This is a genomic window from Bhargavaea sp. GQ12 (assembly GCF_059758705.1).
The window spans coordinates 282,105-308,496 of the sequence record NZ_JCAXEU010000001.1 but is presented as its reverse complement, the minus strand read 5'-3'; the positions used below and the strand labels follow the sequence as shown (position 1 = coordinate 308,496).

Here is a 26,392-nt window from a genome sequence, read left to right as displayed (position 1 = left end):
GCAAGCAGGCTCAGCCCTGCATTGCGGGATCTTTATGATTATGGTTGGATACCGTCCAGATCTGTGACGATGGTCACGTCACGGTGGCCGAGCAACGCAGTAATCGGATACTCGGTTGTCTCTTTCCCTTTAGTAAGCTGTTCAAGGGCAAATCTCTTTTTTTCACCAAATGCGATCAGAATGATTTTCTTCGCGGAAAGGATTGAAGAGATCCCCATCGTCAGTGCCGTTCCCGGGATAGCGGATCGGTCTTCGAAATACTGGCTGTTAACGCCGAGCGTCGATTCGGCCAATTTTGTCACGTGGGTGATGGAAGTGAATGGCGTACCCGGTTCATTAAAAGCGATATGGCCGTTTTCCCCAACTCCAAGGAACTGCACGTCGATGCCTGCATCCCGTAGCTTAGCCTCGTATTGCTTACACTCTTCTTCAAGGTTGTCCGAAGTTCCGTCTGGGATGTTCGTTTCTTTGAACGGCTTCTTGCTGAACAGGTGATGGTCCATAAACCATGCATAGCTGTTGGGGTTATCCGCATGGAGTCCGACATATTCGTCCAGATTAAACGAAGTCACTTCGGAAAAGTCCAGCTCCGATGATGCCCATGCCGCATAGATTGGTTCCATTGTGCTCCCCGTCGCCAGTCCGAGCACTTTCAGTCCGCCTGCCAGTTCTTCCCGAATTCGCTCTAGAACAACGGATGCCGCTTCCTGTTTGTCTGCCACTTTAATGTACCGGATATTGTCTGCCATATATTCACGCCCTTTGATAATAGTTGATCAAATGATTATCTTCATTGTTCAATCGCAGTGTTCGCAGCGCGCTCGACCGCCTCAGTGACAGCTACGTGCACATTCGGGTCAAGCGGATGTGGGACAAGATCGCCCTCGCGTGTACTGTCCACGATAGCCTGTGCTGCCGCAATCAGCATCGGATAGCTGATCTCCTTCGCTTTTGCGTTTAGCGCACCCCGGAAAATACCCGGGAAGCCAAGCACATTATTGACAAGACGGCCATCCGCAGCGAATGCCGCCCCTGCCTCAAGCGCTTCATCAGGCTTGATTTCGGGGTGAGGATTGGACAGTGCAAGAATGATCTGTCCTTTCCTGACCTGTTCTTTCTTGATGAGACCCTGGACACCAGTCGTCGCGACTACGATATCGCTTTTCTCCATGATTTCGTCTACAGAGGCAACGACTGTCCCGCCGCTTTTTTCAAGACGGGCTTTCGCGTCTTCATTCAAGTCGCTGCCATACATTTCTTCCACGCCGTAGGCCATGAGCATCCGGCAGATGGCAAGTCCCGCAGCACCAAGGCCGATCTGGCCGACTTTTGCCTTTGCGAGATCCACTCCGGCAGTGCGGCATGCGGACAGGATGGCTGCAAGCGTGACGACGGCCGTGCCATGCTGATCGTCATGCATGACCGGAATGTCGAGCTCAGCCTTCAGCCGGTCCTCGATCTCAAAGCAATGCGGGGAACCGATGTCTTCCAAAAGGATACCGCCGTAACCTTTGTGGATATGCTTGATCGTCTCGACCACTTCATCCGGGTCGCTTGTGTCCAGCAGAATCGGTATCCCGCTGATGCCGACAAACTGGTCAAACAGGACGGCTTTCCCTTCCATGACCGGCATTCCGGCAACAGGCCCGATATTGCCCAGGCCAAGGATTGCTGTGCCATCCGTCACAATGGCGATGCTGTTGCCGATGCTTGTGAAGTAGTTGGCCTGTTCTGGATCTTTCTCGATTGCTTTGCAGACGTTGGCTACTCCCGGTGTATAGACACGGCGCAAATCGCCCAGGGAACGGATTTCCCTGCGGCTGCCCATATGAATCTTTCCGCCTTCATGCGCTTTCAACACATCGTCCGAGACGGCATGGACCGTTATCCCCTCGCCTAGCTCGCGGATTTTTTCCACGACACGATCAATATGTGCTTCATCCTCAAACTGGACAGAAATGTCCCGGATGGTTGAATTGGTTCCGATTTTCAAAGTTTCAATATCGCCGAGATCGGCCTGTTCAGAACCGATGACCGATACGACTTTTGCAAAATTCCCCGGTACTTGCGGGATTTCGATGATGAGATTTCTTATGATGCTATATTCCATTGTTGTTTTCCCTCCTGCGGTCGACAGTGCCTACTCATTTTACTATTGTGTCTCCGCAACGTAAACCCGAAACCATTACAGGCAGCTCATTGGCACTACCTGCCTTTCAGTTCCGCAGCAACCGATTCTTTAATATATGTATCTGATCAGCTTAATTTATGCAAAAAAGCCGGCTGCCGGATCAGGCAGCCGCCTTCCTTTTCTTTAGAGGAATCGCTCTCTGTGCCGATCATCAATCCGGTCACGTGTGATATTTGACTCGTAGTTGTCGATGACAGGCTCCACTTCCTCGCCAAACGGTGCAGGTCCAAGGTTAGGATCTGCTCCCGGCGAAGGCACTCCCCCGTCATAGAAATTCTCATCCAATAATTCGGCGGGCATCCTTCCATCAGCCGCAGCATTGCTGCCGCTCCTGTTCAGGTGTTCTTCCTTGAATTCCCTTGCGTCCGGTCCAATGCTGACAGATCCTTCATCCGGTTCACGGTCTGCCCCTCTGGCGTTCACAGTGCCGTCTTCAATCCCGACAACCTCGCTGTCTCCGTTATCTGAATCCCTGAACGTGTCATAAACATCGCGGTCGCCGCCGGTCACAGCAATGCTTTCCTCCGTCTGTGCATCTCCGATCTGCCCATCTTGTTCAAGCCTGCCATCCCTAATGGCTTCCTCACGGTCTTCCGCGTTATAGAAACCGCGTTGCTCGGACGGATGGAGATTATCTTCCAGCAGCGCATCTGAAGGCATCGTTGCACTTGTCAATTCCCCATCCAGCTCAGGTGACGGCGGATCGGTGCGACCCGTTTCCATGAATGGGCCTGCAGCTTCCGGCTGTCCTGCGAAATGGGCGTCTTCCAGCGGGCGTTTGTTCGGATCAGATTCTCGGTTCATATCGGTTCCCTCCTATTCGGGTCGTATCTTAAAAGTACCCGATAACCGAAATGCCGAAACAGCAAAGCAAAAAGCCCGGCCGGTTCTTACGCCCGGCCGGGCATGAAGGGATATTACGCTTCAGCTTTAACGCGATGGAACTTCAGCATGTCATCCGCATACTTTTGCACAGTGGAAGGTGATACATCAAAATGCTCTGCAATCCTGGTCTTCGGCAAATCCAAGTCTTCGAGCAATCCGGCCATCTGTCCGAAGCGGATCGCCCCGGCTGCCACGCCCTCAGGTTTACGGGCTTTCGGGTTCACCTGCTCCAGGAAGTGGCCGGTTTTTTCCTCAAGGCCAGTCGATTCCACTTCATTTTCAGAGAGGAACTGGCCGACCAGCGACAGAACATCCGATTCTCCTTCGACATTGTCTGTCCGCTTCTTGTCTTCATCATCATCAGATATCGGAGGAAGTACGGCTTCGTCACGCCCGATCATTTCATAAAGATCCAATGAATAAAGCTTAAGGAATTCTCTTTGATTTAGATGGTGCTTCTTTTTCCTGAGCTGTTCCACTGCATGAAGGACGTCCGGATTTCCGGATTCCAGGAATGCGAGGCCATTCATCAGCATGACCCGGCCTTCCCTTCTGTTGTCCTTCAGGAAATGGCCAAATAGGGCTTCTCCAACAGACAGTTCCATGTCTTCTGGAATATCCAGTGTATAAGACCCGCTGCCAAACACATCCCGAAGCCGGACAGCGCTTTCATTAATCGACTCGACTACGCCGAAAAGACTGACAGGCTGTTCCCATCCTGACAAGACGTCCTGTACCCCCGGTCGTACCGTTTTCTCCGAACTGTTCCGGACATGCATACTCCAAAATTCCGGTTCTTGAATCAGATACATGTAATCGACTGCTTGGCTATGTATGGTCTCCCGGTCATAATACGGGGATAATCTGCGCTCCCACTCGACAAATAGTTGAGCGTTTTGCTTCACATGGCCCGGTACAGGAACCAATGAATAAAATCTGCCAATCACTTGTTCAAGCTCTTCATCGATCAGCTGATTGATGTTCGTCTGGTTTAGAAGACCGTGGCATTTTTTGTACTTCTTCCCGCTGCCGCATGGACACGGGTCGTTGCGTCTGATCTGTTCTGCCATTTCTTCACCTCATTCATGAAGATTGTATCATATATTTGTAGACCAAATGAACACTTTGTCAGTCTTTGTTAATTCTAATTGTACCATATACATCGTTGATATATTTTTCATTTTTTTCTCAATTATTTCATCATCTGAGAGATTCCTGTCATCTTGTAATAAAAAGCAGACAATCTCCCATGATGAGAGATTGCCCGCTTTTTCAATTAATAGTGGAGTACCGGTTTTCCCGGCTGGCTCGGCTTGCCCGGCTGCCCAGGTTTTCCTGGTTTCCCTGGTTTTCCTGGTTTATCTGGTTTACCTGGTTTTTCTGGCTTGCCCGGTTTTCCTGGCTTACCTGGTTTGTCAGGTTTTCCTGGTCCAGGAGTTTCGCCTTTTGCCGGTTTCCGTTCGATTGTAACCGTCTCAGTGGTCTCATGTCCGCCGAGGTCGACTACTTTGAACGTGTAGTCAAACTTGCCTTCTACGAGTGGAACTTCCACTTCGATTGTCTGGTCGAAGTTCTTGCTGCCGTAAGGTTCGCTCAGGTCATTGGCGAAGACTTCGCTGTCATTCACATAGAGTCGGATGTCATCGAAGTTGTCTTTCACTTGTACCTGGACAGTGACAGATTCTTCTTCGGTCTTTTTAGGAAGCTTCGACTTGATGGAGAGCTGTGCAGCTGTCGCATCAACGAAGAATCTGCGGGCGATGGACATCTCGTTGCCGTGTTCGTCCGTCGCGCCCACCTTCACTGTTTGGAATCCATCTTCCAGCGTGATTATGTGGGAGAAGTTCGTGCCGTCGAATTCAGATACCGCTTCCCCGTTCACCGTAACGGAAGACACTGCGGATTCATCTTCGACATGCCCGCTTACCGTCACTTCATTTGTATCGTATACGGAGAAGTTGGTCGGGTCATCGATATAGATGACCGGCGGGTTCTTTTCTGCAGGCTCCGTGGAAATCTCATACTCATTCACGTTCTTGGCTGCGTCGTATACACGCGCTTTCAGCTCATCGTCTTCATCCGCTGCAATTTCGAAAGTCGTTTCGCTGACCGGCAGCGTCTCGACTGTTTCGCCGTTCAGGATGACTTCCCACACGTCTGCGCCTGTTCCTTCATCTGTGAAGTTGCCGGCAGTGACGACATCGGTTTCCGGATTGTAGGTGAACTCGGCTTCAGGTGCTGCGGTGTCCACTTTCACAGGGAACTTGATCGACTGCCATTCGGCGCCTTCAAAGTCGATGACTGCCTTGAGCTCGATGAAGTACTGGCCGTCTTCCGCAGGCTGGCCGTTGATCTTGCCGTCCCAAGCATAGTTCATGCTGTACGTGTACGGCAATGCCGTAGCGGAGCTGATGTAGTGCTTGCGGAGATCGGCGGCCGTCCGGATCGTGCGGACCTTCTTGCCGTCCGCATCAAGGACATTCACTTCCATCTGCTTGGCATTACGGAACAGCGAGTAGACCGGTGTTACCTGGTCGCGGAGGCCATCGCCGTTCGGAGAGAATCCGAAGCGGTCAGTATCGAAGTTTCCGCCTCCGTCGACAAACTCGCCCTGCTCATCCGCAAGGGCGGTGTAGCCCCAGTAAGTACGCTCGTCCCATGCAAAGTAATCAAAGATCGGAGCGTCATCCCAACCACCGTTGAAACCAAAGAATGGCACGGAAAGCGGGACATTGCCGGAGATTTCTTCATTCGGATCTTCCAGGAAGACAAATCCGTCCACGAAGTAGCCGTTCGTGAAGATCGTCTTCAGATCGTCCACATCCGAAAGGTCGATTGTGACTTCGATAGATGCTGTGCCGCCGGCCGGAACCGTTACGGTTTCAGGTGCATCGATCGCCACTTCTTCCGTCAGGACCATCGAGCCCATAAGGTTGGATGCCGTCACGAGCGTATCTCCAGCATTGACCGGCTGGTCAGCCTGGACTGCAGTGGAGACGTTGTACGTCTTGTCTTCATCAGAGAAGTTCTCCGCTGTCAGTGACAGCGTGATCGAGTTGTTCTTGATTTCCTTCAGTGCCACTTTCGCTTCGTCAGTCGCTGCGTCAGTTACCACGACATCTGTGTGGAGCGCGTTTGCCAGCTGCATCAGCCCTGCTCCCTGACGGCGAGGAGAAACATAGTCGCCGTTTTCTTCATCAAATACGACCGGCTTGGCCGTGTTCATGAGGAGTTTCTTGGCGAATTCAGAACGGTCACGGCCAGTCAGGCCGAATTCTTCATCGACGCGTTCGAACAGGAGCGCTGCTCCGCCCGCCACGTGCGGTGCCGCCATCGACGTACCGCTCATGATGCCATACTGATTGTTCTCTAGTGTCGAGAAGATGTTACCGCCAGGAGCAGTGATTTCCGGTTTGAAGTCCAGATTCGGAGTCGGACCCCAGGACGTGAAGTCGCTCATTTGTCCTGCATTGGCATTCGGCGTATCAGCATATTCACCGTCGAACGTGACCGACACGGTCTCGCCGGCTTTTGCCGCCTCAGACATTGCCAGACCGTCCGACTGGAGGATCGACATATACGGAATGCGGATCGCCGGGTCGGATGCCATATTGATTGTGCCCGGCGCGTTATTGTAGATAATGGCGCCCGCGGCTCCTGCCGCCTGTGCGTTCAGTCCTTTTTCCGTAAATGCGATATCACCGCGTGAGATAAGGGCGTATTTGCCCGTGAAGTCCTTGCCTTCAAAATCTTCCGGATACCCGAAGCCGGCATCCACGATTTCAAATGTTTTTTGTTCTTGGGCCAGCGGGTCCACATCGTTAGCGAGCATATAGCCGCTCCGCTGTTCTTCACCGCTGCCGATCGTATAGCCGAAGCTCATCGAACGGACCATGTCGTTTTCGAACGATGCAACCCCTAGGGAATCCTTCGAGACACTCGGAGACCCTGTTACGCCATAGTCCTGATTTTCCACATAGTTATAGAAGTAACCGTCTCCGTATAGAGCAGAGTTACCCGCGGAGATAGCGACCAGAATGCCGTTTTCGACAGCGCGGGAAACCGCCTGCTGTTCAGGGCTTGTCTCATCGACGTAACCTGCCGTGGAGCCGAGGCTCAAGTTCAAAACGTCAGCGCCGAGCTGGATCGCATCATCCATCGCCTTGACGTATACATCTCCGTAAGTCGACGGGTAATTTGGATCGTTTCCGAATACTTTCAGCGCGAGGATCTGGGCTTCAGGTGCGACCCCTTTCACTCCGCCGTTTTCTTCGTCACCGTTGGCTCCCACCGTGCCGGCCACGTGCATACCGTGCATGGAAGCATCCGGAGCGATGTCACCGATGATGTCGTTTTCATCCATATAGTTGTAGCCGAACGGAACTTTTGGCGTATAGTACTTCCCGCCCTGCAGGGTTCCTGCAGCCAGCTCATTCTGGACTTCCGCTTTCGTCAGCTCACCTGTAGACGGATCTGTAAGAACCATATCCCGGTGATCCGGATCCATGCCAGTGTCGATGACACCGACGATCATTCCTTCACCCTTGAATCCGTACTCTTCCCAGAAACGCTGGGCCTGTACTAAATCCTTGGAAGAAATCATTTCAGGCTTTTCCGCCGGGCGTTCATATTCAGCCGCTTCATAAACGGCTTTGACGCCGTTCAGAGAAGAAAGCGCCTTCACTTCTTTCGCCTTCATATTAGCCGAGAAGCCGTTGAAGACCGTTGTGAACTGGTTCTTCACTTTCATGCTCGGCGCTTTTGCCTTTGCGTTCTTCAGCACATTTTGCTGTGCCTGTTTGATTTTCTGTTGTGTGCTTTCTTTCTGGAACTTGGAGAGGTCCTTATAAAGGATTCCTTTGTTCGTCGCTTCCTCGATTGCCGGCTTTTCATTCAGCTCGACAATGACCCGCACCTCTTCTTCCGGCTTTTCCGGATCTGCCAGTCGTTCAGGCAGCTTCAGTGCTGGCTTTTCCAGCGCCAGCTTGCCCGAAGACGGTACGTTTCCAGCCGTCGGAACCGCCGCGAAGGCAGCCGTGCTGAACGAAAGGACGAACGCGAGTGCCAAAAGCAATGCCCGCTTCATCGTTTTCAAGTCATTTCCCCCTTAAGAATTCATAATTTCACCCAATGAAATGAGTGGCAATTATGAATTTATCATTATATTCAAAAATCAGGAATATGCCGGAAGAATCTATTAGAAGAATTTGGAGTAGGTAAATTAGACCATATGAAAAAAGCCCGACGGTCTTTCGCTCTACGAAGGACTATCAGGCTCTTCTCATTCTTATTTTCTTTTCAGCAGCTTCACCACTTGTTTGCTTTCGGGTAACCCGAACACTTTGAGGAGCACCAGATAGATCAGGCCAAATATCAGCGCACCACCGGCTGCCTCCGAGAAAGCACCGCCGGTTGCTCCGTCAGAAAGCCAACGGATCACTGCCGCTGAAGGGATCAGCAGAAGAAGGATGACCGGGAGTTTCCACCACGCCCCTTTGCCTTCCCTTACCGACAGATTCAGCTTGCCGGCTGCATAAGCCATGAGAAGTCCCGCATTCAATGCGGACCCCGCAATGGTGCCCCATGCAATCGCCGCACCGCCGATTTCCCCGATGGTCAGTCGGATTACGGCGATGTTGACAAGAAACACGCCGAGCACCGAAAATAGGACCGGAATTAAGGAATTACCGGCTGCATAGTAAAACCGGGTGATATATGTATTCAACGAGATGAAGAAGATCGACAGGCCGAATAATTGGACATACGGCGCTGTAAGGGCAAGTGATTCTTCCGTGAAGCTTCCGTGCCCGAAAACAAGCCGCGTCATCGGTTCGGCGAAAAACCAGATGAAGATGGCTGCCGGGATGACGAGCAGCGTCAGCGCACGGATTCCCTTCCGGTAAACCGAACTGACGGCCGCATGATCCCCCTCCCCCATCTTCCTGCTGAGGAGCGGATAAATGACAGTCGTCACTGCAGTCATCAAAATGGCCTGCGGGAACTGTGTCAGTTTCGACGCGTAGTTCACGGCCGCCACTGTCCCTTCCCCCAGCCCGGCCGAATAGATCCGGTGAATCAGGAAGTAAAACTGGAGCGTCGCCCCGCCCAGCATGATTGGAAGAGCCATCTTCCACAGTGCGCCCTGGCTGCCGCCAGCCGGCCATTTGGGCCGGAATGAATACAGCTTGAGCCTGCGCACACCCCAGAACAGGAACCCGGCCATCAGAACGGCTGCGATGAGCGCACCGTAACCGTAGGACTCTGCCCCCAATGCCCCTGTGAAGGTAAACGGGATGGCGAAAAACAGGAAATTGTATAAGAGCACCGCGAAGCTCGACATCTGGAACCGGTCGTTGACATTCAGCAGTCCGCTCAGCCAAGTCGATAAAACAAGGAAGAAAGCGGACGGCATCATCCAGAGATAAAGCTCATGGGCAAGCGCGTACCCTTCCCCTTCCAGGCCGCCGAACAGCAGTCGGAGCACCGGACCGGCAAAGATTGTGAGAAGCGCAGTGACCAGGAGGATGAAGACACTGATTCCGGTAAATGTCTCCCGGACCAGGGCCCCCCTCTCCTGTCCGGACCGGTGGTATACGGAAATGAATGCAGTCGTCAGCGCGCCTCCGGCGATCAGATAAATGAAATTCGGCACCGTGTAGGCCGTGATGATGCTGTCCGCAATGGCCCCGGTGCCGAACTGGTGCCCGATCAGCACTTCGCGGGCGAAGCCGAACAGGCGGGCGACAATATTAATGACGGCGACAGCACCGATAATCTTTAGAATCCGGTTCATCTGTTGCCTGCCGCCTCCCGGTAGATGTCAGTCAGCTTCTCCAAGATGCGTTTTTTGGAATGATGGTCCACTTCTTGGCGAATCGATTCATGGTCAAAGCGGTCGCTGCCCGGATCGAGGGCTTCCCTGATCCCTTCGGCAAGGGCCCGCGGATCTTTCGGCGGGACGGCAATGCCGCGGCCTTCAGCTAGAAGCGCCGAAAGTCCGCCGACATCACTGCCGACGACCCTGACGCCGCTCGCCATTCCTTCCAGCGCGACCAAACCAAAGCCCTCATGGTAGGACGGAAGCGCCAAAACGTCGCATGCACTCATCCAGAGCGACAGCCGGTCCTGAGGCTGCGGATCGATAAAATGGATATTTTCCAGGCCAAGCTCCGAGATTCGCTGTCTGAGTTCCTCGACATACCCACTGTCTTTCCGCGAACCGACATAGTAGAGTGAAGCCCCTTCTCCTTCGAGCTCCCCCATCGCCTCGGCCAGTTCCATCGTCCCTTTTGCCCTGATCACGTTCCCGACGAAAAGGACCGCACGCCTGTCCGGATCGATTCCGATTTTCTCCCTTGCTTCCTGCTTCGGAGTCGGTTTGAACACGTCTGTGTCTACACCCATGCTGAGCACCGTGACCCGCTCCGCCTGAATCCCATATGTATCGGTCACTTCTCTGTATAACCGGTCCCCGACCGTTATCACATGGGCAGCCTCCTGGAGGATGGTTTGGGTCAGATCGCGGATCTTCACATTTTTCCTCGCCATCTGGTCCAAATCGCCGCCGTGGACCGTCACCACATACGGAACGCCGAACAGCCTCTTGCCGAGAAGCGACAAGAGGCCGGTCGGAAATGCATAGTGGGCATGGGAGACGGTATAACCCTTACGATTCCGGAAGAGCCGGCTTGAGGACTGCAGGGCCCAAGCCCCGTATTTCCGGAGTGCAGCCGCCTTTCCCTTGCCGGGATCCGTAATTGCAGCTACGTCCACCTCAAAGCCGTTCTCCCTCAGAAGGTCCACCTGATTGCGGACGAAGATGCCGTATGTCGGATGTTCCGGTGTCGGGTACATGTTGCTGAGTACGAGAATCTTCATTTCACCGTCTCCTTCATGCCGACCTGGGTAAATTGCTTTCGGCCAAGGTCGGCACTTGCCTTCAGGTTCTTTTTGAGCTCACGTGTATCTTCGACAATCTGATCCCAGTCACTGTCGAGTGACTCGAATTCACGGAGGAGGATACCGTCGTCCTTCGCCAGTTCATCGATTTTATGGCAGCGGTCCGAAAGGTTCACCATATCCAAGAAATCCTTTACCTTATGGTGATAAGCAATACCGACGACCGGCGTTCCTGCGTTAAGTGACAAGTAAACGGAGTGCAGACGGGTGCCAATCACGAGATCCTGCTGCCCGCTGATGCGGAGGATGTCCGCCGGCATCAGATTGTCCTCGATGACATCCACCTTATCCTTTTGCTTCATCCGGTTCCAGATCTCGACGGAAACATCGACATCATGCGGATACTTTGTGGAAAAGAACGTCAGGCGGATATCACGGCCCTCAAGCAGACGGTCCAGGTTATCTGCCATCCCTTTTACATAGCTTTCGTATTTGACGTCATTCGCCTCCGGCCAGTATGCCAGACTGTAGTACGGAACGACTGTCACGCCGACCCGGCGGATTCTGCCGCCATAAGGCCTGCGATCCGACGCTTCCAGTGCAAATGACGGGTCGCCGATGATGTCGAGTTCTGCTGTCACGCCGATTGACTGCAGCAGTTTCTTCGACTTCGGATCCCGAACCGACGCACTTTCGGCACCATTCACCAGCTTTCGGATAAACCACTTGCCGACCGAGGAATTGATCGGCCCCGCTCCGCACGCATAGATGATGTAAGGCACCTTGTTCCACTTGGCCATCAGACCGTAGGAACCGAACAGCTGTGCCTCGCGGTTGTAGAAATCCATCAGAATACCGCCGCCTCCGATGATGAGCAGATCCAGTTCACGGATAAGCGGCGAATTTTTCTTCACCGTCTCCATGAACGTCATCGTCGCCGACGAGCGTTTATAGTACAGCGGTGCCGCCTTCACCCCGTAGCGGTTTGAAGTCTGCGGCGGATTATTGCTGAAGACGGTGATCTCTTCGTTCCCGATCTTATAGAAGTCCTTCACCTGTTCGATAATCCCGGCGAGGATCGCTTCGTCTCCATTATTGTTATTGCCGTAGTTCCCTACAATGCCGATTCTCATTCTGTTCTTCCTTTTATACATGTTTCGTTCACGGTTCTATCCTATCTGTTAACTATAACACAGTTGAAATGACGGAACTACACTGTGAAGGTTCCCGGAAAGATGATGCATGCTTCAAAGATATTCCGTCGACACCGATATACCTGCTTGCCGCATATTTCCTCCACTCCCTCCGATTGCTTTGTTGCTGTGTCCGTATTTTTGTTAGAATAGCATCTGTTGCTTTCACAAGACTTAACAATTTGGCTATACCGGCTTAAGAAATGAGGCGATCGTTTTGAAAGCACAATTAAATGAAATCAATATGGTCCGGGCTCTGGCTTGTATCGCGGTTGTGCTGACCCATTCCATTACCAATTTCATCTCTATCGCAAATCCCGACCTGGACGGAAGCAGTAAATACATTACCTTTATCCGCTTTATATTGCTGGCGGCTACACCAATTTTCATTCTGATTTCTGAGACGCTGATCTCCAGAAACTACACAGATGGGGTTCCAAAGGGATTTTTATTGAAGCGTGTGCGCTTTATTTTGATTCCTTATATCCTTGTCGGGCTCTTCTACGCATTTATGGAAAGTGGCGGTGACACTGACCGTTTCATACTGATAATGAAACAAACGATTCTGCAGGGAAATTGGCACGGATATTTCGTCCTTGTGATTTTTCAGTTCTATCTTCTCCATATACTGCTCAATCGGATACTCAGTAAGATCAGACCTTGGTTCCCATTGATTCTCTCTTTTGTACTGACGTTTGCCCATCAATATTCGTTCGATAAGATTCCTGAATACAACGTATGGATGATGGATAGTTATCCCCTTTTCCACAGAACCTTTGTCTTGGCGTGGCTGTTTTATTTTGTTATCGGTTTTTATCTGGGCAGGAATTACGATAAAGTTATTGAATTTCTTGAACGCAGCTGGTTGGTTCCCGTTGCCGGTTCATTTATCGGCTATTGGATCATCATGCAACATGTCATGAGTGGTACGTATATCTTCGTCACCAGCAACCGCTATGATAGCTATCTGTTTGTAGTTTCTGTGTTTTTCCTGATGATTATTTTATTCAGAAAGATCAATAATACGACCCCCATGCTGGCTCGACTCAGCCACTTTTCTTACTTTATTTATCTGATCCATCTGGCAGTAATCCCGACTCTCGGTCAAGTCATCTTTGAATTCACCGCTTCCTTTGTCCCTTATGTGTTGTTACTCTCATTTTTCACTATTGCAGTCTCAATTGGATGGGCTGTCTTGTTCTATGGAACGCGAGTTACCAAATTGTTTACCGGACGGATTAAAGTACTTGAACAGCCTGTAAGATAAGAAAAAGGGCTGACGAAAAAAAACAACGTCTCCTTAAACGGTCTACATGATCACTTATTAACTTCCAAATAAACATTAACCACCATAAGTGAGTGATAAATCTCCCGGAAATGTCAGACGATAAAAGCCCTGCATTCAGTTAAAGAATGCAGGGTTTTATTGCACTTTACTGAGCTTTCCAGAAAGGAACCAGGCCCTCGGAAACATCAGATGCAAGGTATGGAAAAAGAGATAGCAGCTGGCCATCACCAGCAACATTATTCAATCTTCATCGGTTCGCTTTCAAATAATGCAAGCTTATTTGAATCAAGCACTTTTAGGACAATGTCTTTTCCTTTCAGGTCTTCTTCTGATACCGATAACAAAAGTTGCTCATCGACGAATTCGGTAGGCAGCATCTCTCCGTCAATGAAAATCTTGGTGGAGCTCGTAAAGTTTTCTCCTTCTACCCTCAAATCTACACCATGGTGGGTTACATCCGTCACTTCCGGATCTGCATAACCAAGACGGTAGTCCGGATCGGCTGACGCCTTTGCATCCGGATCATATTTCCTTCCCATCAAATAGTCATACTGAAAGATTTCGTATTCCTCGAGTTTCTCTTTAGGATAGCCCGCCTCCCCCAAATAATCCTCCCTTGGCAGGAAACCATATCCCTCGTCAATGAGGTGATTCTGCATATTGGTCATATGCGTCCCCTCCAGACCGGCACGCCGGAGGACATATGCAGGCAGGAAGGACGTGGACAGGTCGAGGTCCTCCCGTTGATCCGAGAAGTTATCCCATACAAGAAACGGAGTGGTGTAGATTTTTTGATAACTTTCAAAGTCCACTTCATCTTCAAAATATCCGGCTTCCTTATACACCTGATAGTTGTTGCCCAGCAGAGGTTTGTGATCACCGTAGTACATCACCAGGACGTCTTCACCGGCCGCATCCAAGTTCTCAATAAGCCGGATCAACTCCAGGTCGATCTGGACCATGTTATCACTGAAGAACTCAAGAATATTCTTGGCAGCAGGAGAGAAGGATCCATCTTTCATATCAGCTTCAATTGTTGCATACGGCTTTTTCATATCATCCACATACGGACCGTGGTTTTGCATCGTAACATTCAGGATAAAGTTAGGCTGGTCCGCTTCCTGAATTTGATTGATGATCAGATCGAAGGCTTCGCGGTCTCTGTAATACATAAAATCCACTACCGGTTTCGGAATGTACTCCAGGCTGACGAAATTCTGAAAGCCGAGATTCCTGTATACATCCTTCCTGCCATAAAACCAGCTGTGATAGGAGTGGATCGCAGTGGTTGAGTACCCCTGCTCACGCAAAATATGAGGCAAAGCCTGAACCGGCTTTTTCACATTGAAGAAGTATGGCACAGAGCCGGCAGGCAGGAAGTTCATCGAGTAACCGGTGATGGATTCAAACTCTGTATTTGCAGTGGAACCCCCGAATACCGGAACGAGCAAGGTACCGGAAGTGTGTTCTTCCTGCATCGCATGGAAATTGGGCAGCGGATCTTCGTTGAATTCCACATTGTCCAGTTGGGTAGGATCCCAAAAAGCCTCGCTCATGATCATGATGATATGAGGCTTACGGTCTGTCACCTGGTAAGGTTCCTCTTTGTATTTTTCAATGATGCGCTCTACTTCCTGTTTTTTATAATTGGAAGGCGGCTCTACCTGCATCCACTTGATATTCCGTGTGAAAGCCATGACAAAACCGTTGTGGTCGTAGTTCCATTGCTGATTATACGGAATGATTTCAAGGCCTAGCCGCTCACGGATTTTTGATTCCTTCTGTTCAACTTCTTCATTGTATATCCAGAAAAACAAGAAGGCGGCGGCACCTGCAACGATTAGGCGGAATGGACTCCACTTCGGACCCTTCGGCATGCGGTAGATTCCGTATGCCAATCCCACTATAATAAGAATAGCCACGATTACTGCCACGGCGAGTTGCCATCCCGGACGATCACCAAGAAAAGTGACCATCGATTTTGCTTCTGAGACAAGTGCAAGATCTGCCGGGATCAGCGGGTCTCCGCGAAGCGTCATTTTTATCCGATTGACAACTGCCAAAATCAGCAGTACCGCGGACACCAACAGAGTAATGATGATAAACAGCTTGCGTTTGAAAACCGTCAGCATGAGAAACAGGGAGATGAGAAACACTGTGACAAGACCAAAAGCGGAGGTGCGTGCCTCTGCCCAGTCCATTGCCTGTTGTCTTCCTCCTCTCACTATCCACTCCAATACAAATGAAAAGAACACTGAGTAGATGACCACACTGGTATAAAACAAAACGACCTTCGCAATTCGCTTGGCGTACGACATAGATAAACTCCTTTTGTTATGTATCGATCAAATAGTATCTCCATCAATGCGCGTTTGAAATCTGCACCAGAAAGAGGAAAAGATGATATACATTAAAGCTTTTATTAAGCAGACACTCCCGATTTACTTATTGTTTATAGCATCCGCACTGCTTTCACATTCTTATTTTATCGTTTCAGGGAATTATTTCAATGAGGCATGTTGTGACTCGGTCAAACAGATTTCTTTTTTCTATCCTTTTCTTGACCGCCTGATCGAGTCCGGCTCCCTCTTCTGGTCATTTAATTACGGGCTGGGGGGAGACGTATTCGGACAATTTCTTTATTATTATACAGCCTCTCCTTTTTTCTGGGTTACCGCCCTTCTATTTAATATCGATGGACTGACGGATATCTTCGAACTGCGTCTTTGGATCAGTATTTCAAAACTGACACTCGCAATGATTTTCTTTTATCATCTGATGCGCTATATAAAGCGCTCACGCACTGCTTCCATACTGGGCAGCCTGGTTTATGGCAGTTCAGTCTATTTTACAGCTTATTCGCTCCGGTATGATTTTATGGTCGACGGAATGATCTGGCTGCCGCTTCTGTTGCTGGGATATGAAAGATTCCACCGCGATAATAAAAGAGGATTGTTTCTGCTCACCATTTTCATCGTCATCAGCTCCAACTTCTACTTGGCATTCATCAACAGCATTTATTTAGGTCTTTACGTGATTTTCAGATACTTCTCCGAAACAGCAAAGCCAAAATTCCGGGGCTTGGTCATACATTTGGGACGTTTTTTCGGTCAGTATGTCATTGGATTCCTACTTGCGGCATTTACATTTATACCGGCCGTATATCATTTTCTGAATGTCGATCGGTTCTACTATGATCATCAGATTCCATTCTTCTTTTCAGAGGCTTTCTATAAGGCATTGCCGTATGACTTGCTGTTTTTCGGAGAACGTTTATGGCTACTCGTAAGCTTCCCTGCTGTAATTGTCGCCATGTTCACTGCGGGGCTATTTATCCGGCACAGACAGGTCCGGGTGACTTTAATTTTTGTTTTCGTAATAAGCTTAATGGCTTTGATTCCTTACAGCTATTCGTTCTTTAATGGGTTATCATCCATACAGTACCGCTGGCTGTACCTACTGTTGTTTACAGTCGCATACTGCACTTCTTTTATCATTGATCATTTGCACAAACAACCTGTGAAGAAAGAGTATGTGTTAGTCCCTGTGGCCGTATTAGTTCTTGCCGTGATTGTAAAAACGAAAAAATACACAGTTGGATCCTTTGCGACTGATGGTGATTTGCTTATTCTCTTCCTGGCCGCAGCAGGTTCGGCACTGCTCCTGCTCCGCTCCCGGATACCTTGGTCTATCGTTACTGCCGGAATCATGGCAACGATCCTTATTCAGCAGGCGATGGTGAACGATGCCATGTTCACAAAATTGGTAGGAGAGCCGGATCAATTAAAGGCAGCCCATGAGCGGATCCTTTCATCGTCGAACTACGGCATCCCATCCGAACATAGACTCTTTGACCGGTTAGAACAGGCTGATACCAGCTTTTATCGGGTGGCATGGAACGATCAAAAGGAAATAAATGCACCACTCGTATATGGATATAATGGCTTAAGCGCATATAACAGTCTGCTTTCCGGTGATATCCACCGGTTCGTGAAAAAAGACTACAATACGCTTCAGCAAAATTCTCCGAGCCTCTTTCAAAACGTTGATAACCGGATGTATATCGAACAGGCAATGGGAGTGAAGTATCATGTGGCATCCCAGGATACTCTTCCTCCATTGCACGGATATTCACTGCTGTTTGAAGATCAGGAAAGCGGATTGAATGTTTATCGAAATGAACATGCGTTGCCAATCGGCTTCCTGTACCGGGAAGCTGTATCAGAAGATGTTTTTGAACAATTGTCATACGGTCAACGTGATGAACTTCTTCTTCGTGCGGCCGTCCTGGAAGAGGAAATTCATGAACTTCCCCGATTCGACACTGACACTCTCACAAGCAGGTCAGTCGACCTCCCATTACAGGATCAGTATATGGAACACATTGTGGTTCAAGACGGCAAGGTCGTAGCGGACCCGTATAATTCCATCCAGTTTACAAATCCGATTCCTGATATGGACGGTGAACTGCTAGTTGAAATTGGAATAACACGTCCCGATGGGCAAAAGTTTATCGTAGATGTCAATCAGTCCTCTTTCCAGTACCTGGGGGATCAGAATGTCTATAACTATCCAAAGGAAGAAATCGTTTTTAACCTGGGGTATCTTGCCCCGAATGATAAAATAAATATTGGATTCACACCGGGGGAATATGAAATTTCACATGTGACCGTGCACCTTCAGCCATTCGAGACATTCGACCGTTCAACCGAACTCGCCCAGTCTTCTGCCTTCCGCGAAACAAAAGTGGCAGGTCGTCATGTCAGTGGTCGGATTGATGCCGATGAAGCCGGACTTCTCTACTTGTCCATCCCCTATTCTCCTGGATGGTCAGCAAAAGTTGACGGTGAGCCCGCAGAAATCATCCGTGTTAATCAAGCATTTATGGGCATTCCTGTTAGCCAGGGCGACCATCAGGTGGAACTGACCTTTACGACTCCCCTTTTCAGAACAGGACTTGCCATTTCTCTGGCCACCCTGTTAATATTGATTATTGCTCGTTTCTGGAAATCAAAAAGGACTGAAAAACGTTGAAACTATCCATAGTTGTTCCCTGCTTCAATGAAGAAGCAGTCATTCGTCAATTCCACCAAGAAATCACACGGGTACTCGCTGGCGAGCCCTATGAATATGAACTGGTATACGTCAATGATGGGAGCCGGGATGCTACACTTTCTATTCTAAAAGAACTGAGCCGGATGGATGTAAGGGCAAATTATATTTCATTCAGCAAGAACTTCGGGAAAGAAAGTGGCATGCTGGCAGGCATCACATACGCAACAGGAGATGCAATCCTTATTATGGATGCTGACCTGCAACATCCGCCAAGTCTGATTCCCGAGATGGTGGCAGCCTATCGCCAGGGGTATGACCAGGTGATTGCCCGCCGCAACAGAAAAGGCGATCCACGTGGGCGTTCCGTCTTGACTGCCTTTTACTATAAAATCATTAATCGATTGATTGACGTGAAACTTGAAGATGGCATCGGAGACTTCCGCCTGCTGAGCAGGAATGCTGCAGATGCGCTTTTAAGCCTGCAGGAGTATAACCGATTTTCTAAAGGGCTCTTTTCTTGGATAGGTTTTAAAGAATACGTCATTGATTATGATAATGTCATCAGAGAAGATGGTGGCAGCAAATGGTCATTTGGAAGCCTGCTTAACTACGGAATCGACGGTGTTCTTTCGTTTAATAACCGGCCTCTCCGCATGGCCATTTATCTGGGACTAACCATTACAGTCTTTGCCTTGCTTTATGTATTGGTCATGCTGTTTCAGATTGTCATTGGAGGGATTGACGTTCCCGGTTACTTCACGACCATCTCCTCTGTACTCCTATTAGGTGGTATTCAGCTTTTCTTTTTGGGAATTATCGGCGAATATATCGGACGGATTTATTTTGAAACCAAACGGCGTCCACATTTCATCATTGAAGACATGAAACTGCAAGATAGGGGATCTGACCCGCGTGAAAACCTTACTGAACAATGAAGTGATCCGATTTGTTATGGTGGGCGGCATGAACACACTTAATTACTATGTGCTTTATCTGTTGTTCCTGCACCTGGCCGATTTCAATTATCTTGCCTCTCACATTTTGGCATTTTTAATCAGCATGGTGGGCTCATTCTACATGAACAGTTATTTTACTTACCGTACAAAGCCGACACTGAAGAAATTCCTTCAGTTTCCGCTGACATATGTGGTCAATATCACGGTCACTACGGTCAGTATCTATGTTCTCGTTGATTTGCTGAGTTTGGATGAGAATATCTCCCCTCTCGTGGCGTCACTGATCGCTATACCGTTCACTTTTCTCATCTCAAAAAAAATTCTGGTGAACAAAACTGATCAGAAGACGAACAAACAAACTACACAACCATGACCAATAGGAAAGGGACTGCATTCGGCAAGCAAGCCGGTTGCAGTCCCTTTTCTATTCTGAATTTATATCATCGGGAATCTCCGCTTCGCTCAGTCAGTTCCCGAAGCATACCGATATAAGTTTCAAGATTATCAGCGGTCACATCTACAAATAATTCTCCTTCTCCAGTATCTTCTTCGAGTGCATTAATTATTACATCGCCGACTTCAGGATAGAAATGAACGTAATCAAACCAGTAGTGGTCCGTTGTTGTATATTTATTCTCTAGATAAAAGGAGCGATATGTACCGAATACATCAATCACTTCTTTAACGGATCTCTCGTAAGCTTCGAAATAGGATGGAATGGTAAGGTAGTCAGTCAGCCGGTCCATCCGCTCCAAATCGGAAAAGACCAAGACTTCTGAATCCGGGTACATATTTTTTATCTGCTGCAGATAATCCTTAAAAGATTCATTATAGTTAATGGGTATCGGTCTGTTCCGATTTTTTTCTTTGTTCCGCTCTCGTGCCTCCTCCAGATTAGCTCCCTCAAAGGTAGTCCGGACTTGGTTGTCACGCGTATAAGTCCTTGGCAACGGTGAGTCATCAGCTTCTGAGAACTGATAATTTTCCTTGGATTTTAAATAAGTATCGTAAGAAAACAGAGATGTTATTTTAGACAGGTGATCCGTCGCTTGTTCATAGTAGATTTCTGGATGTTGCAGGGGAAGGGATTCATCTTCGTTGTAGCTGTCCAGATATATCTCCACATAAATTCTATCAGGGGCTATTCCAGTCGCCTTCTCAGCATACTGAAGGTAGGGCACATATTCTTCAATATGAAGAGCACTAAGGCCCAAATTAAAGACTTCCTCAGACTTAAAGGATTCAGTATTCATATATGTGGTCCTGCTTGTCCCGATAAGGATACTGTCATAATGAGGTTCCCGAGAAAAAAGGTAATTAAGCTTTTGCTGACGCTCGTCAAATCCGACCTGGAAATCATTCAAATCGTGATCCTGCTGGAAATTCCAATACGGATCAATGTAATAGTTAAATGCCATGACAGCTCCCGCCGGCAAAGACAGAATTACGAGCAATGCAACAAAGGAAAATAGCCATTGTCTGTCTGTCAATCTGTCTCCTCCTAGAAATTAAAGTAAAGGAATTCACTATTTTTGTGTATGAAATAAACTGCCGTCAACACCATTACAATGCAAGCTCCTGCGATGCCCAATGAACGGAAGCCCGGACGGAACCTCTCCAGCAGCTGAATGGAGTTGGGCATAACAAGTGTCGCCAGTGAAGCGATTCCCAGGAATGCCAAAGTGAAGCCTGGACTGACCATAGGCGCAAATCCCATCACTTCGAAGTCTTTCCATCCCGTCATGAAGCCTAGGCTTTCTATAAACAGTTCTCCCCCAAAGACCGGCGTAGAGAACATGGCACTGAACATCATATGAGCTTGTTCTACATTCTCTGCCCGGAAGTAAACCCATGCCATATGGACAAAGACGAATGTAAGAATCCAACTTATTGGATAAGGCAACCTCCATCCAATCTTCCCCCAAAGTCTGCAAACAATTGATGCAAAACCGTGTAATGCTCCCCAAATAATGAACGTCCACCCTGCACCGTGCCAAACTCCGCTAACGAGGAAAATGATTGCAATATTAATATATGTTCGGATCGGGCCTTTTCTGCTTCCACCGAGAGGGAAGTATAAATATTGTGTCAGGAAGCGATTCAGCGTCATATGCCAAGTTCTCCAGAACTCCTGAATGTTCCTGGATTTGTAAGGGGAATAAAAGTTTATAGGTAATTTAATGTTAAAAAGAAGAGCTATACCGATAGCCATGTCTCCATATGCACTGAAATCAAAGTATAGCTGCATCGTATAGGAAAGTGTCGTGATCCAAGCATCCATTACACCCAAACTTTCCACATTGGCATAGCCTTCATTCGCCCAAATAGACAATGTGTCCGCTATGGCTACTTTCTTGGCAAGACCGATGCTGAAAATAAAAATCCCGCGTGCCATATTCTCCGCGCGGATTGAGTACCTATTGGAATCAAGAAACTGCGGAATAATCTCTTTGTGATGAACAATCGGGCCGGCTATTAGCTGTGGAAAGAATGTAACAAACAAAGCATAAGTGAAGAAACTGTATTGTTTTGTTTCCCCACGGTAAGCATCCACCAGGTAGGCAATCTGCTGGAAAGTGAAAAAGCTAATCGCCAAGGGCAATAACAACTCTCGCAACGCTATATTGGCAGAAAACAAAACGTTCAGATTTTCAGCAAGAAAATCGAAATACTTATAATATCCCAAAAGAGCAAGATTTCCTGCAATTCCTAGTGTCAAAACCGCTTTCTTGGCTGTACTCGATCGCACCTTATAAATCATCCGGCCGAACATAAAGTTAAAAAGTATTGAAAATCCGATTAGATATAGATATTTCGGATTCCAAAAACCATAGAAAAACAGCGAAGCTACAAATAGGGTGATGAGTGCAAACCTATGTAGACCCAGTCGGTGAAGCAAGAAATATATACCAAACGCAATCGGGAGGAAAATAAAAATAAACTCAACCGATGAAAAAATCAAAGAGCTCACCCAATCTTGAAAGCATAATGCAAATCTCTCATATTTTATCACAACTCTGTTGTGCCCACTTCACTTTCTCGCGTTACAACACTACAAAAAATAAACAGCCAGAACCCTGGTTACACCCGCAGCACATTTTCGAGAAGTTCTCGACTGACCTTTAGCAAGTGTATTCCAGTATCCTGGCTTATTGTCGTTTTAATTTCAAGTTAGTTTTATATCAGTTTTTCAATTCCTGTGCCCGGGAGATGAAGGCTGCGAATTGAGAACGGGTTACAAATGAATTGGGACGGTAGTCTCCCTTTTCACCTAGAATTGTAAGTCCGTGGCTTGCAATGGTGGAAATGTGCCCATATGCCCAATTGTCCTTATCAACATCAGAAATCTCCGGAATAGGACTTTTCGGTTTCAAATCGTATGTTTCTTGTAGAATCTTTGCCATCTGAGCACGCGTTAAATTCGAATTTGGATTGAAGTTACCCGTTGTGTTTCCGGTCATGATTCCAAGTTCTCTCATTAGCACAATTTCTCGTGCATAGACATGGTCTTTTGAAACATCACTGTAAGGGTTAACTGTGACATCTTTTCCGTTTAAACCGAGTGCCCGGCTAATCAGAACCGCCGCATGTGCTCGGCTGATTTGTTGATTCGGCCGGTAGCTTCCATCAGGATAACCTGTGATCCAACCATTGTTGACTGCCATATTAATTTCTTTATTATGCCAATGCGAAAGCGGTAAATCGTTAAAGAGCGGTTCTACATGATTCCCATTATAATCGGCTATCAGTCGATCCAGATAGATTGTGCCCTTATTCTTGTTACCATCAAGCGGTTCGGCAAGATAGAGTTTCTTTACGGAAATCGGGCTGACTGCCGATGCCGGAATTTCCGCAGTACGGTATCTCCAGCCGATCCAGTCCAGGCCACCCTGTTTTGTAAAATCAATCGTAAACTCTTTGCCTGTGCCATCCTGAATGGTACCACGGAGCCAATGCTTAGCCCCGTCACCGAATACCCAGAGACCCAGACGTTCAGGTCGCACGCTCATCTTTATCGAGTCAGTGACAGCATAGGAAGCGGAGGTACCAGTTGTACCAGTAAAATCATACTGAAGGCTGAGTGCATTTGCCCCTTCCTTCTTAGGCGCCTTTGTACCATCGAAACGAAGTGTTGTCTTCGCACTGGCTGATTCAGCCTTCCAAACACCGGCGTCGTTGAATCCATGAATCATGGTATTGTCAGGCAATGATGTTACTTCAACCGTGAAAGATTTAGAGGCATTCCCCAGACTGACTGTGATCGTCCCTTTGCCTGGTGAGGTTGCTGTAAACATGCCGTCCTTAGAGATAGTTCCAATATTTCCTTCCACAGAGTATGCGATCTTGGATGCATCCACTTTTACCGGATGGAAATTGATATCAGTTACATAGTCGACCGTCACTTTTGCACGACCGCCTTTTGGAATGACAGAACTGGACAGCGTGGCACTCATATATGTGGGAGCACCGGTCGTTTCATAGGAAATAGCACTCAGGATAGTTGATACAGCACGTTCTGAGCCGTCGGATGGACGATTGACAACTACCGGATACTGATATCCACGTGGCCGGACAGCCATTGTCGTGGATCCTCCGCCATCCAGGTTCAACGCGTTGTAGGCACCGATCGATTTCAGATACTGTGCAAACTCCGGAAGCGTCATCCCTTTGCTGCCTCCTGCATTACGCCCATCTACAGTTACAAGGAAGACCTCGCTCCCGTCCCGGTTGGTTGCAACCGCCGTTCTCGGAGAGCGGGTACGGGATCGGTCGCTCGTTGACTTCATCTCGATGTCCACCTGCCCGTCCTGGACAAGCAGAGGGCCACTGGCGAGAACATATTCCGCTTCATTCCAAGGAGCTGTGAGTCCGACATTCAGCGCCAGCTTGTCACCGATTTTGACACCGCCGAAGTCCAAAATATTCTCTGTTCCGTGAATCGACAGAACTGCACCGTTTTCAGGGATTTCTACCCCTTTTTCCTTGTGATAGATTCCGCTGACAGTGGCCTCTACTGTCCGCCCCAACCGGTAATCTTCTTCGATGGAATCATTGAAGTTAGTTAAGACTATCTCCATTCCATACTCGTTTTGTCTGGTCTGCCGATAGCTGTAGGAATCTGTATACAGCACGACTTCATTGACCTCCCGCATCCTCTTGTTTATAGATGTAATCGGATGATTCTTGCCGCCAGCCATCACCGTTGCCTCATAACCAAACTCGCCGATATGCCCATTCCCGTCTTTTGTGACCGCGAAGGCGGATGGGACATTCATGTATTCATTCGGATCATGTTCGATCACGCCATATGTATTGACTACTCCGTCTTTCATCAGAAGATAAGCGGGCATTTTATAGTTCAGCGGATTGATCGTCCCCATATGGAAGAATGAACCGTTAATACTGCCGACTACTGTGTGACCTTCTCGTGAATGGTTCCGTGACAATACCGATGTTTGCAATAGATTGTCCATCGGATTGTTTGTCAAAGCTTCGACCGATACGCCAGGTCGTGTCATGTCGACCGACAGGCGGTGTATATTACTTCCCTGTGAGGCGCCGGATGAATGCTCGACACCAGGCGTCACTGTCACCTGTGCCGCTTCTGCCGGCATCGCTGGCACTGACAAAATCATGACAGAAGCCAAGGCCGAAGAAAAAACCGCCTTCATTCTACTCATTCTATATCCACTCCATCTATCTATTTAATCGAAATAACTTTATTAAACTTCCAGAGGAATGGCAAGAACTATTTTCATAACTTTGGGCTATTAATTTACTGTTTTCCGTTTCGCGACATAAAAAAAGGCCTCTTCGGGCCTATTCGACAATGTATCTTTTAGGTCAATGTACTCGAAACTTGTAATCTCTTTGTAATCCAACTGTAACCATACCCCCTATCAGTCTATGCTAAACTCATTTTGTGATTAAAAATAGATAGATTTACCACCACATAGATACGATCTGATAGTTTGAAAGGGGAAAAAGAGAAGAACATGAAACGTTTCCTTTGCTCACTCGCAGCTGTTGTGACAATTACTGCCTTCTCGCCGCAGATCGAAGCTGAAGCGGCATCCGTTAAAACGACAGAATCTCAACTGATGAATATTGCAGATGACTATATCGGTGTACCATATAAATGGGGCGGAACAACGACTTCTGGTTTTGACTGCTCCGGTTACATCCAATATGTATTCAAGAAAGCCGGCGTAAGCGTGCCGCGCACTACTTCACAAATGGCTGCCACAGGAACTGCGGTCTCCAAATCAAATCTGCAGGTCGGCGATCTGGTCTTCTTTAATACAAGCGGACGCGGAATCTCCCACGCAGGTATCTACGCAGGCAACAATAACTTCATCCACGCATCATCGAGCCGCGGTGTGATGATCACATCCCTCAGCGATCCATATTACTGGGGCAGCAAGTACGTCACTGCTCGTCGCGTAGTTGACTTCCCTGCAAAAGCCCAAGAAGTTGCACAGGTTGCTGCTCCAAAGCCGGCAGTGAACCAGGAAGCTTTCGTTACCCGCCTTGAAGCTGCTGAAGCGCTCGCTAAAGAGCTTGGACTGAAAGCCTCCCAAACTTCAAAGTCCTACTTTAAGGACATCCCTGCCAACCATCCGAAAATCGCTGTATTGAACGCAGTCTACGAAGCCGGTATTTTCACAGGTTCCAACGGCAACTTTAATGCAGACCAGAATCTCAACCGCACTCAGATGGCGAAAATTCTAGTGGAAGCTTACAACCTGGAAGGACAAACAAACCCAGGTTTCAAGGACGTCCCTACTAACTACTGGGCATCCGGCTATATTTACACGCTCTACCATAACAATGTAACGACCGGTTATGGAGACGGTACCTATGGTATCTACGATCCGCTTTACGAAATTCAATTAGATAAATTCATGGATCGCGTGAATTGACA

General features: G+C 48.4%; 17 protein-coding genes. 5 read left to right on the top strand and 12 right to left on the bottom strand.

Going from position 1 to position 26,392, the window contains the following annotated elements; translation table 11 throughout:
- Positions 1 to 38 precede the first annotated feature (38 nt).
- The 8 genes from AC6CHQ_RS01445 to AC6CHQ_RS01410 form a co-directional block, all read right to left on the bottom strand.
- Positions 39 to 749, bottom strand: a complete 711-nt coding sequence (locus tag AC6CHQ_RS01445) for a glucosamine-6-phosphate deaminase (RefSeq protein WP_498080624.1) — start codon at positions 747 to 749, stop codon at positions 39 to 41.
- 41 nt (positions 750 to 790) lie between these two features.
- Positions 791 to 2,110, bottom strand: coding sequence for an NAD-dependent malic enzyme (locus AC6CHQ_RS01440; protein WP_251239708.1), 1,320 nt, complete (start codon positions 2,108 to 2,110; stop codon positions 791 to 793).
- Positions 2,111 to 2,314: 204 nt separating this feature from the next.
- Complete coding sequence (locus tag AC6CHQ_RS01435) at positions 2,315 to 2,995, bottom strand: hypothetical protein (RefSeq protein ID WP_251239707.1); 681 nt, start codon at positions 2,993 to 2,995, stop codon at positions 2,315 to 2,317.
- Between the two features lie 113 nt (positions 2,996 to 3,108).
- Positions 3,109 to 4,146: an SEC-C domain-containing protein gene (locus AC6CHQ_RS01430; RefSeq protein WP_498080623.1), complete on the bottom strand. Its 1,038-nt coding sequence runs from the start codon at positions 4,144 to 4,146 to the stop codon at positions 3,109 to 3,111.
- A 206-nt stretch (positions 4,147 to 4,352) separates the two neighbouring features.
- A complete protein-coding gene (locus tag AC6CHQ_RS01425) occupies positions 4,353 to 8,162 on the bottom strand; it encodes a S8 family serine peptidase (RefSeq protein WP_498080653.1) in 3,810 nt (1,269 codons plus the stop codon).
- A 201-nt stretch (positions 8,163 to 8,363) separates the two neighbouring features.
- The gene (gene murJ / locus AC6CHQ_RS01420; protein ID WP_498080622.1) at positions 8,364 to 9,869 is read right to left on the bottom strand and encodes a murein biosynthesis integral membrane protein MurJ; all 1,506 of its coding nucleotides are present in this window, start codon (positions 9,867 to 9,869) and stop codon (positions 8,364 to 8,366) included.
- Entirely contained in the window at positions 9,866 to 10,954 is a 1,089-nt protein-coding gene (locus AC6CHQ_RS01415) for a glycosyltransferase (RefSeq protein ID WP_498080621.1), read from the bottom strand. The genes murJ and AC6CHQ_RS01415 overlap by 4 nt, the downstream gene beginning before the upstream one ends.
- Positions 10,951 to 12,108 carry a polysaccharide pyruvyl transferase family protein gene (locus AC6CHQ_RS01410; protein WP_092054335.1) on the bottom strand — a complete coding sequence of 386 codons (1,158 nt, stop codon included), beginning with the start codon at positions 12,106 to 12,108 and terminating at the stop codon, positions 10,951 to 10,953. Before AC6CHQ_RS01410 ends, AC6CHQ_RS01415 begins: the two co-directional genes overlap by 4 nt.
- A 277-nt stretch (positions 12,109 to 12,385) precedes the next feature.
- Between AC6CHQ_RS01410 and AC6CHQ_RS01405 the strand changes: the two genes are divergently transcribed.
- Positions 12,386 to 13,435 carry an acyltransferase family protein gene (locus AC6CHQ_RS01405; protein ID WP_498080620.1) on the top strand — a complete coding sequence of 350 codons (1,050 nt, stop codon included), beginning with the start codon at positions 12,386 to 12,388 and terminating at the stop codon, positions 13,433 to 13,435.
- A gap of 257 nt (positions 13,436 to 13,692) precedes the next feature.
- Here the strand turns inward: AC6CHQ_RS01405 and AC6CHQ_RS01400 are convergent, their stop codons facing one another.
- Positions 13,693 to 15,774, bottom strand: coding sequence for an LTA synthase family protein (locus AC6CHQ_RS01400; protein ID WP_251239701.1), 2,082 nt, complete (start codon positions 15,772 to 15,774; stop codon positions 13,693 to 13,695).
- Between the two features lie 82 nt (positions 15,775 to 15,856).
- Here AC6CHQ_RS01400 and AC6CHQ_RS01395 point away from each other — a divergent pair, with 82 nt between their 5' ends.
- The 3 genes from AC6CHQ_RS01395 to AC6CHQ_RS01385 are packed head-to-tail and all read left to right on the top strand — an operon-like array spanning position 15,857 to position 19,840.
- A complete protein-coding gene (locus tag AC6CHQ_RS01395) occupies positions 15,857 to 18,490 on the top strand; it encodes a YfhO family protein (protein ID WP_498080619.1) in 2,634 nt (877 codons plus the stop codon).
- A complete protein-coding gene (locus AC6CHQ_RS01390; protein ID WP_498080618.1) occupies positions 18,487 to 19,446 on the top strand; it encodes a glycosyltransferase family 2 protein in 960 nt (319 codons plus the stop codon). Before AC6CHQ_RS01395 ends, AC6CHQ_RS01390 begins: the two co-directional genes overlap by 4 nt.
- A 16-nt stretch (positions 19,447 to 19,462) precedes the next feature.
- Positions 19,463 to 19,840: a GtrA family protein gene (locus tag AC6CHQ_RS01385; protein WP_498080652.1), complete on the top strand. Its 378-nt coding sequence runs from the start codon at positions 19,463 to 19,465 to the stop codon at positions 19,838 to 19,840.
- A gap of 67 nt (positions 19,841 to 19,907) precedes the next feature.
- Here AC6CHQ_RS01385 and AC6CHQ_RS01380 read toward each other — a convergent pair whose 3' ends face one another.
- From AC6CHQ_RS01380 to AC6CHQ_RS01370, 3 genes are all read right to left on the bottom strand, one after another.
- Entirely contained in the window at positions 19,908 to 20,957 is a 1,050-nt protein-coding gene (locus AC6CHQ_RS01380; RefSeq protein ID WP_498080617.1) for a hypothetical protein, read from the bottom strand.
- Between the two features lie 11 nt (positions 20,958 to 20,968).
- Positions 20,969 to 22,429, bottom strand: coding sequence for an MBOAT family O-acyltransferase (locus tag AC6CHQ_RS01375; protein ID WP_498080616.1), 1,461 nt, complete (start codon positions 22,427 to 22,429; stop codon positions 20,969 to 20,971).
- Positions 22,430 to 22,649: 220 nt separating this feature from the next.
- Complete coding sequence (locus AC6CHQ_RS01370; protein ID WP_498080615.1) at positions 22,650 to 25,148, bottom strand: phosphodiester glycosidase family protein; 2,499 nt, start codon at positions 25,146 to 25,148, stop codon at positions 22,650 to 22,652.
- 315 nt (positions 25,149 to 25,463) lie between these two features.
- Between AC6CHQ_RS01370 and AC6CHQ_RS01365 the strand changes: the two genes are divergently transcribed.
- Positions 25,464 to 26,390: a C40 family peptidase gene (locus AC6CHQ_RS01365; RefSeq protein WP_498080614.1), complete on the top strand. Its 927-nt coding sequence runs from the start codon at positions 25,464 to 25,466 to the stop codon at positions 26,388 to 26,390.
- The last annotated feature ends 2 nt before the right edge of the window (positions 26,391 to 26,392 follow it).